Raw genomic sequence first — 11037 nt, 5'->3', positions numbered from 1 at the left:
AGGTCACACGGGAGCATCGACACCCGGGCCGGGCACTGGAGCGCGGCGGGGACCGTTCACGCGAACGGCGGCAGGGACCCGCGCCCCGTCCCGGCGCCACCGGGAGCGACCGTCACCGGGAGACCGGCGCCAGCCACAGGCCCACCAGGGCGTCGGTCAGCCCGTCGGCGCACTGCGACCAGCTCGACCGGGGGGTGGGCCGGCCCTCGGCCAGGGCCGTCTCCCGCTCGGCGACGACGTGCACGCCGAGCAGGCGCGACATCTCACTGCGTTCGGCGCGCACGTCCGCCGGCAGGCCGGACAGACAGGCCCAGAAGCCCTGGACCGTGCGCTGCAGCGCGAGGGAGGTCATGGCCTCGTCCACCACCGAGGTCCGGTGGCGGGGGTCGGTCGCCAACTGGGCGCTCAGCCGCGCCCACCAGGTGGGGCTGCCCAGGCTCTCCAGGTGCTCGGCGGTCGGGCGCACCAGGCACCGCACCCAGGCCCGGACGTCGTCCCGGGCCGCCGGGTCGGCCTCGACCTCGTCGACGAGGCGGGCGCGGACGACGTCCACCTCCCGGGCGTGCCGCTGCACGATGGCGCGCAGCAGGTCGTCGGTGGTCCCGAAGTGGTAGCCGACCGCGGCGTTGTTGCCCTGCCCGGCGGCGGTGCTGATCTGGCGGTGGGAGACGTTGTCGACGCCGTGCTCGGCGAAGAGGCGTTCGGCGGCGTCGGCGATGGCCTCGCGGGTGGCCCAGGCCCTGGAGGCGGCCGGGGGCCGGGTGGACGGGCTGGCCAACATCGCCGGGATCATGGACGACATGTCGGCGGTGCACGACGTGTCCGACGCGGTGTGGCAGCGGGTGTTCGCGCTCAACGTGGACGGCACCATGAAGCTCATGCGTGCGGTCCTGCCGGGCATGCTCGAACGCGGTCGCGGCTCCATCGTCAACACCGCGTCGGAGGCGGCGTTGCGGGGGTCGGCCGCCGGCGCGGCCTACACCGCGTCCAAGCACGCGGTCGCGGGTCTGACCACGAGCAGCGCGTTCATGTACGGGCCCAGCGGTGTCCGGGTCAACGCGGTGGCCCCCGGGCCGACCATCACGAGCATCGAGGTGAAGGTGACCTCGCAGTTCGGCCCGGCCCGGTTGGGCAGTGCCCGGGGGATCCTGCCCACGCCGGTGACCCCTGAGGTGCTGGCGGCGTCGATCACGTGGCTGCTCAGCGACGACGCGGTGAACGTCAACGGGGTGGTCCTGGCCTCCGACGGGGGCTGGTCGGCGGCCTGAGGACGCCTCCGGGCGAAGGCGGTGACCGGCGGAATTCGCACCTTCAACAACACATCGCTACCCTCCGGGTGGTGACCACCGCGGGGGTGGTCGATGAGGAGGGTGCATGTCCACGGTCATCGTCTTCGGCGCCACCGGTTACGCCGGCGGCCGGATCACCACCGAGCTGCTCGACCGCGGCCACCGGGTCACCGGTGTCGCCCGCAACCGCGGCGCCCTCGACGAGCGCGCCACGTTCGCGCAGGGCTCGATCCACGACGCCGACTTCGTGCGCGAGACCACCCGCGGCGCCGACCACGTCGTCGTCGCCCTGCCCGCCGCCGCCCCCGAGGCCGGTTCCCCCGGGCTGATCGACGCGCTGCCGCTGCTGACCGACGTGGCCACCACCGAGGGAGCCCGCCTGAGCTTCGTCGGCGGCGCCGGCTCCCTGCAGGTCGGCGAGGGCGGCCCGACCGTGGTCTCGCAGCCGGACTTCAACCCCGAGTACCGGCCGGAGGCCCTGGCCCACAGCGAGATCCTGCAGTCCCTGCGCGCCGGCGGGCCGGACCTGGACTGGTTCTACCTCAGCCCCGCCGCCGAGTTCGGCGCCTGGGTCCCGGGGGAGCGCACCGGCACCTTCCGGCTGGGCGGGGACGTGCTGCTCACCGACGCCGAGGGCGGTTCGACGATCTCCGGCGACGACTACGCGATCGCCTACGTCGACGAGATCGAGTCCGGCGCCCACCCCCGCCGGCGCTTCACCGTGGCGTACTGAGGAGCCGGTCGGTCACCGGTCGGAGCGGCGCCTCGCGCCCAGGATGAGGGCCGGGACCGCGCAGCAGCACATCACCGCCCCCATCGTCACGGCGTCGTCACCGAGCGCGCTCATGGCCGCCGCGGCGAGGCCGGCGAGGAGGAACTGCGTCGTGCCCTGCAACGAGGACGCCGCCCCCGCGGTGGCGCCGTGCTCGGCCAGGGCCAGGGAGGTGGCGTTGGTCAGCACCGGCCCGAGCATCGACACCGCCAGGAACAGGAACACCAGCAGCAGGCCCAGCGGCGCACCGGCCACGGCGCTGACCAGGACCCCGGCGCTGCCCAGCACCACCGTGGCCAGCGCGACGGTCAGCAGGCCGGCCTCGGTCCCGACCCGGCCGACGGCCCAGCCGTTGAGCTGGCCGAGGGCGACGATGCCCAGCCCGTTGACGGCGAAGACCAGGCTGAACCGCTGGGCGCTGAGCCCGTAGCCGTCCTGCAGGACGAAGGACGAGCCGCTGATGTAGGTGAACACGGCGGCGAAGACCAGGGCGGCGGCCAGGACGAGCCGGACGAAGCGGCGGTCGGCGGCGAGCCGGGCGAAGGTGCGTGCCAGGGCTCGCGGGTGCGCCGGTCGCCGGTTCCCGACGGGCAGGGTCTCGGGCAGGGTGAGGGCGACCGCGGCCAGCAGCACGACACCGGTGCCGGTGAGCAGCACGAACAGCGCCCGCCAGGTGGTGACGGCCAGCAACTGGCCCCCCACCACCGGGGCCAGGACCGGGGCGAGGCCGTTGACGAGCATGAGCACGGACAGGAAGCGGGTCATGGCCACCCCGCTGAACAGGTCCCGGGCGACGGCGCGGGCCAGGACGGTGCCGGCCGCCGCGCCCAGGGACTGCAGCGCGCGGGCGGCCAGGAGCCAGCCCACGTCGGGGGCCAGCGCGCAGCCCAGGGAGGCGACGGCGTACACCGCCAGACCGGCCAGCAGCAGACGGCGGCGTCCCCAGGCGTCCGACAACGGCCCGATCAGCAGCTGCCCGGCGGCCAGGCCGACGACGAAGACGGTCAGGGTGGCCTGCACCGAGGCGGTGGAGGCCCCCAGGTGGGCGGCCATGCCGGGCAGGGCGGGCAGGTAGAGGTCGATGGTCAGGGCGCCGAAGGCGCTGAGGGAACCCAGGACCAGGACCAGTCGCCGGTAGTGCGGGCGCGACAGCGCGGAGGTGCCGGGCGAGCGCCCCCCGCCTTGAGTTATCTCCACATAACCATGATGCCCGAGGCGGCCGGTAGCGTGGAGCGGTGAGCCCCCCCGACGCCGACCCGGCCCAGCCGCCGGTCGACCCGCTGGCCGAGCCGCTGGCCGATCTGGCCGACCTGCTGCTCAACGTCGGGCGGCTGGTGCGGGCCCGCACCCCCTCGGGCCCGGAGGTGGTGGCGCTGACCGAGACCGAGCGGACGGTCATGCGGGTCGTCGACCTGCACCCCGGGGCCGCGCCCAGCGAGATCGCCCGGCGGGCCCGGGTGCGACGCACCAACGTCAGCGCCGCCCTGCAGGCGCTGGAGGGCAAGGGCATGGTCGAGCGCCGGCCCGGTACCGGGCGCGGGGTCAGCGTGGTCCCCACCCCCCTCGCCCGCACCAACCTGCGCCTCCTGCGGGCGGGCTGGTCGCGGGAGCTGGCCGGCGTCGTGGACGACCGCGACGCCCTCCGGCGGTGCAACGAGGTCCTGGCCACGGTGGAACGGCACCTGACCAGCGACCGCTAGGCGGGACCGCCGGACGGGCGGACCGCCCCGAACAACCCCGGCATCGCGACCCCGGCCGCGCGCACGACGTCCCCGGTGTGCGGGGCGTGCAGGACCTTGCCGCCGCCGAGGTACAGCGCGACGTGGTGGATGCTCGACGGGTCCGAGCCGTTCGCGTAGAAGACCAGGTCACCGGGCTGCAGCCGGTCCAGCGGCACCTTCGGCAGGCCCGCGTACTGCTGCCGGGACGTGCGGGGGATCGAGACGCCCGCCTGCGCGTAGGCCCACTGCGTCAGACCCGAGCAGTCGAACGTCGCCGGGCCGGTGGTGCCCCAGACGTAGGGCATCCCCTCGCGGGTGTGCGCGGCGGCGATCGCGCCCGCCACCGCGTCCGGGGCGTCGGTGCCGGGGACGGCGTCCTCGACCGCGTCCGCGACGGTGCCGGTGACCTCCGCGGTGCCGGTGACCCCTGCGCTGCCGGTGACCCCTGCGCTGCCGGTGACCCCCGCGGTGCCGGTGACCCCCGCGGTGGCGCCCGGCGCGTCGGCCACCCCGACGGCCGCGGCCCGTTGCGCGGCGGTGGCGAGCGCGGCCTGCCGGGCCGCCTCCTCCTCGTCCACGACGGCCTGCCGGACGGCGGCGTCAGCGGACTCGAGGAGCTGCTGCTGACGGGCCAGCGCCGCCGTGACCTCGGCGCTCGCCGTCTCCGCCGCCCGCTGGGCCTGCGTCTTCTCCTGCCGCACCTCCTGCAGGTGCGCCTCGGCGGCGGTCGCGTCGGCGCGGGCGGCGGCGGCCCGGGTCAGGGTCGTCGCGTCGTCGGCGACCACCGTCGCGGCGACGGCGGCGGACCGGGCGGCGTCCGCGGCCCCGTCCAGGTCCCCGCCGACGAGCAGGCCGATCCCGGAGGACAGACCCGCCGGCAGCGACGGACCGGCCATGTAGAGGGAGCGGACGCGCCGGGTCGCGGCCGTGGCGGCGGCGCTGCTCGTGCCCGTCGCCGCGTCGAGCGCGGCCCGGGCGCGGACCTCCTGCGAGATCGCGCGGGCGGTGTCCTCGACGGCGGTGTCGTAGGCCTCGGTGGCGATCGACTGCTGCAGCCGCAGGGCCTGCACGGAGGTGCGCAGCGCGTCGGCCTGCGCCTGCAGGGTCCGGCTGCGCGGTTCGGCGTGCGCGCCCGCGGCGGGGACGACGAGCGCGAGCGCCAGCGCACCCGCCGCCACCACCCGCCCGAGGTCCTTCACCGTCGTGGGGTCGTCACGTCGTGTGAAGACCTTGACCGCACCGGGGACGCGATGACCCGGACGGCGCAGGCATCGGCCACCATCGAGGCGTGAGCGCAGCACCCGACAAGACGGCCGTCCCGGACGAGTCCACAGCCTCCCTCGCCCGGTCCAGCGCCCTGATGGCGAGCGGGACGCTGGTCTCGCGGGTGCTGGGGTTCGCCCGCAGCGTCGTGCAGGGCGCTGCGATCGGCGGGACGACGCAGGTCGGCGCGCAGACGTTCGACATCGCCAACAAGGCGCCCAACGTCTTCTACATGCTGCTGGCCGGTGGCGTGCTCAACGCCGTCCTCGTGCCGCAGATCGTGCGCGCCCTGAAGCTTCCCGATGGCGGCAAGGAGTTCGTCGACCGGCTCGTCACGCTCGCCCTGATCGTCATGGCCGTCGCCACCGTGCTGCTGACGCTCGCCGCGCCGTTCGTCGTGCGGCTCTACGCGGGGGACTGGCCCTCGGACTGGTTGACGCTCACCGCGGCCATGGCCTTCTGGTGCCTGCCGCAGGTCTTCTTCTACGGCCTCTACACCGTTCTCGGGCAGGTGCTCAACGCCAAGGGCAGCTTCGGCCCCTTCATGTGGGCGCCGGTGCTCAACAACGTCGTCGCCATCGCGGGCCTCGCGGTCTTCATGGTGCTCGTCCCCGACGCCAAGGACCTCACTGCCGGGGGCTGGGAGCCGTGGATGGTCGCCCTGCTCGCCGGGACGGCCACGCTGGGGATCGTCGCGCAGGCCCTGGTGCTGTTCTGGCCGCTGCACCGGGCGGGCTTCCGGTACCGGCCCCGCCTGGGGTTCCGGGGCTACGGCTTCCGCTCGGCCGGCCGGGTCGCGGGCTGGACGTTCGCCGCCGTCGTCGTCGGTCAGGTCGTCTTCGCCCTCACCACCCGGACCTCGAGCAACGCCGGCCGGGAACTGGCCCGGCTGGGGCTGGACGGGGCCACGAACGCGTCCTACACGTACGCCTACCTGCTGTTCATGCTGCCGCACTCCCTCGTCGCGGTCTCGCTCGTGACGGCCCTGTTCACCCGGCTCAGCGGGGCCGCTGCCGCGGGCCGCACCCCGGCGGTCCGGCGGGACTTCTCCACCGGCGCCCGCACGGTGACGGTCGTGGGCGCCCTGTCGACGGCCGGGTTCGTCGCGCTGGGCCCCTGGATCGGTGCGGCGATGATCGCCGGCGGCCGGCCCATCGGGCAGGTCCTCGCCGCGATGGCCGTCGGGCTCGTGCCGTTCAGCGTGAACTACCTGGTCAGTCGCGTGTTCTACGCCTACGAGGACGCGCGGACCCCGTTCTGGGTGGCCCTGGTCAACGCGGTCCTCATGGGTGTCGGGAACCTCGTCTGCTGGCTCGCCGTGCCTGCGCAGTGGACCGTCGTCGGCATCGGGGTCTCGATGAGCGTCGCGAACGTCGTGGCCTGCGCCGTGGGGCTCGTGCTGCTGCGGCGGCACCTGCGCCGTCTCGACGGTGAGGGCCTGGGCGGTTACCTCCTCGTGCGCACGACCATCCGGGTCGGTCTCATCGCCCTCGTCGCCGGTGGTCTCGGCTACGTCGGCGCCCACCTCGTCGGCCCGGTCGACTCCCGGCTGGTGAACCTCGCCGTCGTCCTCGTCGGCGGCGTCCTGGTCCTCGCCGTCTTCACGCTGCTGTGCCGGCTCATGCGCGTGCGGGAGCTGGACGACCTGGTCAGCCCGCTACTGCGCCGGCTTCCCGGGCTCGGCCGGCGCTGAGGACCCCTCGTCGGTCGGCTCCCCCGGGGGCTCCTCGACGGGGTGCTCGACGGGGTGCTCGGCGGCGTCGACGCGGCGGTTGCCCCTGCGGAACGCGCGCACCACCCCGAGCACGAGCAGCCCGGCCGCCCCGCCGCCCACGACGGCGGAGATCCAGTTCTCCACGTCGGCGCGGACGTTGAGGCGGATGTCCACGGCCGGCCCGACGGCGCTGCCCGCGGGGGTGCGCAGCTGCGCCTCGACGACGACCGACCCGTTCGCCAGCGCCCGCACCGGCACGGCCACCCGCTGCTGGCTGCGCGCGGGCACGGTCTGGCGGGGCACGGCGGCCAGCTGCACCCGCGGGCTGCGGGGCCGCAGCACGAGGTCGACGAGGACGGGCACGTCGAGCTCGTTGACGACGGTGATGGGCAGTTCGCTGCGCTCGGCGGCGAGGTTGCGGACGCTGCCCGTCGCGATGCTCACCCCCGAGGTCAGCTCCTGCACCGCGCGGGTCAGGGCGGCCCGCGCCTGCGGCAGCTCGGCGGCGTGCCCGCGCCAGGACACCCCCAGCAGGGCCAGCGCGGCGCGCTGCTGGGACAGCAGGCCCGCGGGGGTGGTGTCGGGGGTGGGTGTCTGCAGGGCGCTGCGGAAGTCGTCCACGGCCACGAGCCGGTCCCGCACGTCCTGGACGTGACCGACGGGCAGCGCGGCGCGGGTGGTGGCCGTGGCGACCTGCGGGCCGGTCCGCTCGTCGTCGGGGGCCGTGGTCTGCAGCAGGGCGGTCAGCGGCTGCCAGCTCACCCAGCCGGAGTCCTCCAGGTCGGTCACGAGCCCCGTGAGGACCGCCGCGGCCGGGGCGAAGCTGCGGGGGGCCACGAGCAGCTGGGCGCGGGGGTCGCTGGGCCGCTGCAACGTCGTGGTGGCGGCCTCGGCGACGAGCCGCTGGCGGACGGGGACGACCTCGTCGGGGTCGGCGGCGTCGGCCAGGACGGCGGACAGCGTCCGGTCGGCCACCACGGCGTCGACCGTGGCGACGGCGGCGACCGGGCCGGACCCGCCCAGCTCCACGGTGGCCCGGCCCGTGGGGGTGAACGTCAGGTCGCGGTCCGGCGGCAGGCAGCGGTCGTCGAGGACGACGGTGGAGGCGCCGGCCCGCGCGCAGAAGCCCAGCAGGTCCTCGTCGGCGGCCTCGTCGGCGGGCCAGGCGACGTCGGTGCGCACCGACGCGCCGGTCAGGACGTCGAAGGCGCCCGTGGCGGCGTCCTCCGCGCGCTGCAGCAGGTCGGTCCCGCCGGGGGCGCGGGACAGCGCCTGCAGGTCCGGGTCGCCGAACGGCAGGCCCACGACGTCGCGCCCGGCGCTCGCGGCGGCGAGCCGGTCGAGCCAGCCCGAGAGCCGCTGCGCCTCCTCCGTGGAGGGCCGGGGGGTGCTCGAGGCGGTCGGGTCGGGCCCCGCGCCGTCGGCGGGGGTGTTCGCGGCGGCGCGGACGGAGGCCACGGCGGCGGTCAGGGCGGGGTCCAGGGCCCACGCCACCCGCGGGTCGGCGCTGCCCTCCACGAGGGGGTCGAGCCGTTCCCGGACGGCGGTGGCCAGCCCCGCGGCGGACACGTCCCGCCCGGCCACGAGCGGCAGCAGCAGCGTCACCGGGGTGGGCGTGACCGAGGCGGGGGCCGAGACGAGGAACGTGCGCGCGACGCCGACCCGGCCGGAGTCGTCGGAGACCTCCACGGCCGCCAGGTGCGCACCGACCCCCGCCCCGATCGAGGCGGCCGGCAGGGTGATGACGACCTCCGCGGACGCCCCCGGCGTCAGCGTCCCCGACCCCACGACGACGTCGTCGGAGCTGGCCGAGGACCGGGTGATGGAGGCGCGGTCGGAGGCCCGCGCCCAGGTGTCCAGACCGGAGCGGGCGATGACGGGGGAGCGCTGGGCGACGAGGCGGGCCGTCAGCGCCGTCAGGGTCCGCGACCCCCGGTGCTCGATCCGGGCGCGGGCCACGACGGTCGCGCGGGCCGGGTCGTCGGCCGCGTAGACCGAGGGGGTGAGGTCGAGCAGGACCACGCGCAGCGGCAGCCCGGACGACGTCGTGGACGTGGCGCTCGCGGTGGGCCCGCTGGTGGGCCCGGTCGTGGTCCGGGTGGTGGCCCCGGCGGGGTCGGCGGCCGCGGTGAGGACCCCGCCGGCGGCCAGGCCCGAGAGCACGGCGCGGCGCGGGACGCGCGCGGTCACGCCAGTTCGCCCAGCCGCAGGGTCGCCGCGCTCGCCGCCCGTCGCTCGTTGGGGAAGGCGAGCCGCCCGTCCAGGTCCGGGAAGGGGACCCACTCGACGTCGACCGCCTCGGCGTCGGGGTCGTTCTCCACCGTCAGGGACCCGCCGACCGCGCGCAGCAGGAACAGGTGGACGACCTTGTGGATGCGCCGGCCCTCGGCGGAGAACCAGTAGTCGATGGCGCCCAGCGTCTCCACGACCTCCCCGCGGATGCCGGTCTCCTCCTCGATCTCGCGCACCGCCGCCTGCTCCAGCGTCTCCTCGCCCTCAAGGTGGCCCTTGGGCAGGCACCACTCGGGACGGCCGGCGCGGTTGAGGCGGCAGATGACGGCCGCCCGCGGGACACCGGTGGAGAGGTCGACGACGAGCCCACCGGAGGAGGTCTCCTGCACGGTGGGCAGCCGCCGACGCGGCTCCCGGGCAGGCTTGACCATCGGCTCACTGTAACCAGCGCAGCGGTCGGCTCATGGCAGGCTTGGACCCCGTGCTGCACGAGGAGTCCCCCCACCCCCGGCCCGCCGGACCGGCCGTCGCCCCCGAGTCGGCCCTGGAGCTGGCCAAGGACGAGGCGAAGGGCCGCGCGGTCGCCGCCCTGGAGCCCGTGATGGCGCTGCTGGTCGACCTCGGCCGCGTCTTCGAGGGCGCCGGGTTCGCGCTGTCCCTCGTCGGCGGGCCCGTGCGCGACGCCTTCCTGGGCCGCCGCTCCAGCGACCTGGACTTCACCACCGACGCCCGCCCCGACGACACCGCCCGGCTGCTGGGGTCCTGGGGCGACGCGTCCTGGGACGTCGGCCGGGAGTTCGGGACGATCGGCGCCCGCAAGAAGGACCTCGTCGTGGAGGTGACGACGTACCGCTCGGAGAGCTACGACCCGGCCTCGCGCAAACCCGAGGTGGCCTACGGCGACGACCTCGTCGGGGACCTGTCCCGGCGCGACTTCACCGTCAACGCGATGGCGCTGCAGTTGCCGTCGATGGACTTCGTCGACCCGCACGAGGGCCTCACCGACCTCGCCGCCGGCGTCCTGCGGACCCCGGGCACCCCGGAGCAGTCGTTCTCCGACGACCCGCTGCGGATGATGCGTGCGGCCCGGTTCGCCGCGCAGCTGCGGCTGCGGGTGGCGCCGGAGGTCACGGCCGCGATGAGCGCGATGGCCGAGCGCATCGGGATCGTCTCGGCCGAGCGGGTCCGGGTGGAGCTGGAGAAGACGCTGCTGGCGCCCGATCCCGTCGCGGGGCTGCGGCTGCTCGTGGACACCGGTCTGGCCGCGCACGTCCTGCCCGAGTTGCCGGCGCTGCAGCTGGAGATCGACGAGCACCACCGCCACAAGGACGTCTACGAGCACTCCCTCACCGTGCTCGAGCAGGCCATCGACCTGGAGGGGGCGGACCCGGAGGACCCCGTCCCCGGCCCGGACCTGCTGCTGCGCCTGGCCGCGCTGCTGCACGACATCGGCAAGCCCCGCACCCGCCGGTTCGAGGCCGGCGGGGGCGTCAGCTTCCACCACCACGAGGTCGTCGGCGCGAAGATGGTGACCAAGCGGCTCAAGGCGCTGCGCTTCGACAACGACACGGTCAAGGCCGTCGCGCGGCTGACCGAGCTGCACCTGCGCTTCCACGGCTACGGCGACGGGGAGTGGACCGACTCCGCCGTCCGCCGCTACGTCACCGACGCCGGCCCCCTGCTGGAGCGCCTGCACCGCCTCACCCGCAGCGACTGCACGACGCGCAACGCCCGCAAGGCCAAGCGGCTGTCGGACGCCTACGACGACCTCGAGGCGCGCATCGCCCGGCTGCGCGAGCAGGAGGAGCTGGACGCGATCCGGCCCGACCTCGACGGCAACGCGATCATGCAGGTGCTCGGGATCGGGCCCTCCCGCGTCGTGGGCCGCGCCTACCAGCACCTGCTGGGGCTGCGGATGGACCGCGGGCCGCTGGGGGAGCAGGAGGCCGAGCGCGAGTTGCGCGCGTGGTGGGCCGAGCAGCCGGAGTCGCGGGAGGACTGACCTCGATCCCGCGGGAGTCGTGACGGAGCGTCAGCCGCGGCTGG

The 11037-nt window shown here is 75.6% G+C and carries 9 protein-coding genes and 1 pseudogene; 5 read left to right on the top strand and 5 right to left on the bottom strand.

Annotation, left to right across the window (positions count from 1 at the left end; genetic code table 11):
* Positions 1–112: 112 nt before the first annotated feature.
* Entirely contained in the window at positions 113–781 is a 669-nt protein-coding gene (locus tag AB2L27_RS16940) for a TetR/AcrR family transcriptional regulator (protein WP_370442670.1), read from the bottom strand.
* Between AB2L27_RS16940 and AB2L27_RS16935 the strand changes: the two are divergent.
* Positions 729–1268: pseudogene (locus tag AB2L27_RS16935) on the top strand (SDR family oxidoreductase); the annotation flags it as partial. The gene AB2L27_RS16940 and the pseudogene AB2L27_RS16935 sit on opposite strands and share 53 nt — an antisense overlap.
* A gap of 106 nt (positions 1269–1374) precedes the next feature.
* Positions 1375–2022: an NAD(P)-dependent oxidoreductase gene (locus AB2L27_RS16930; protein ID WP_370442669.1), complete on the top strand. Its 648-nt coding sequence runs from the start codon at positions 1375–1377 to the stop codon at positions 2020–2022.
* 12 nt (positions 2023–2034) lie between these two features.
* Here AB2L27_RS16930 and AB2L27_RS16925 read toward each other — a convergent pair whose 3' ends face one another.
* Positions 2035–3252, bottom strand: a complete 1218-nt coding sequence (locus tag AB2L27_RS16925) for a multidrug effflux MFS transporter (RefSeq protein ID WP_370442707.1) — start codon at positions 3250–3252, stop codon at positions 2035–2037.
* A 44-nt stretch (positions 3253–3296) separates the two neighbouring features.
* On the opposite strand from AB2L27_RS16925, the gene AB2L27_RS16920 reads away from it, so the two are divergent.
* Positions 3297–3761: a MarR family transcriptional regulator gene (locus tag AB2L27_RS16920; RefSeq protein ID WP_370442668.1), complete on the top strand. Its 465-nt coding sequence runs from the start codon at positions 3297–3299 to the stop codon at positions 3759–3761.
* Here the strand turns inward: AB2L27_RS16920 and AB2L27_RS16915 are convergent.
* Positions 3758–4981 (bottom strand): C40 family peptidase, encoded by a 1224-nt coding sequence (locus tag AB2L27_RS16915; RefSeq protein ID WP_370442667.1) that lies wholly within the window; start codon positions 4979–4981, stop codon positions 3758–3760. The two genes, AB2L27_RS16920 and AB2L27_RS16915, sit on opposite strands and share 4 nt — an antisense overlap.
* Positions 4982–5070: 89 nt before the next feature.
* Here AB2L27_RS16915 and murJ point away from each other — a divergent pair, with 89 nt between their 5' ends.
* A complete protein-coding gene (gene murJ, locus AB2L27_RS16910; protein ID WP_370442666.1) occupies positions 5071–6738 on the top strand; it encodes a murein biosynthesis integral membrane protein MurJ in 1668 nt (555 codons plus the stop codon).
* On the opposite strand, the gene AB2L27_RS16905 is transcribed toward murJ, so the two are convergent.
* Both AB2L27_RS16905 and AB2L27_RS16900 read right to left on the bottom strand, forming a co-directional pair.
* Positions 6703–8949, bottom strand: a complete 2247-nt coding sequence (locus tag AB2L27_RS16905; RefSeq protein ID WP_370442665.1) for a DUF6049 family protein — start codon at positions 8947–8949, stop codon at positions 6703–6705. The genes murJ and AB2L27_RS16905 overlap by 36 nt on opposite strands.
* Complete coding sequence (locus AB2L27_RS16900) at positions 8946–9422, bottom strand: NUDIX hydrolase (RefSeq protein ID WP_370442664.1); 477 nt, start codon at positions 9420–9422, stop codon at positions 8946–8948. Before AB2L27_RS16900 ends, AB2L27_RS16905 begins: the two co-directional genes overlap by 4 nt.
* A gap of 32 nt (positions 9423–9454) precedes the next feature.
* Between AB2L27_RS16900 and AB2L27_RS16895 the strand changes: the two genes are divergently transcribed.
* Positions 9455–10993 (top strand): CCA tRNA nucleotidyltransferase, encoded by a 1539-nt coding sequence (locus AB2L27_RS16895; RefSeq protein WP_370442663.1) that lies wholly within the window; start codon positions 9455–9457, stop codon positions 10991–10993.
* Positions 10994–11037 lie beyond the last annotated feature (44 nt).

This window comes from Kineococcus halophytocola (assembly GCF_041276425.1).
Lineage (GTDB): Bacteria > Actinomycetota > Actinomycetes > Actinomycetales > Kineococcaceae > Kineococcus > Kineococcus halophytocola.
Note: the sequence above shows the minus strand (reverse complement) of the source record. Positions and strands in the feature narration are given on the sequence as shown.

Bases quoted from the DNA above. Each gene is read 5' to 3' on its own strand.
- AB2L27_RS16900 (WP_370442664.1), bottom strand. From the start codon at position 9,422: ATGGTCAAGCCTGCCCGGGAGCCGCGTCGGCGGCTGCCCACCGTGCAG.
- AB2L27_RS16895 (WP_370442663.1), top strand. From the start codon at position 9,455: ATGGCAGGCTTGGACCCCGTGCTGCACGAGGAGTCCCCCCACCCCCGG.
- AB2L27_RS16930 (WP_370442669.1), top strand. From the start codon at position 1,375: ATGTCCACGGTCATCGTCTTCGGCGCCACCGGTTACGCCGGCGGCCGG.
- AB2L27_RS16940 (WP_370442670.1), bottom strand. From the start codon at position 781: ATGTTGGCCAGCCCGTCCACCCGGCCCCCGGCCGCCTCCAGGGCCTGG.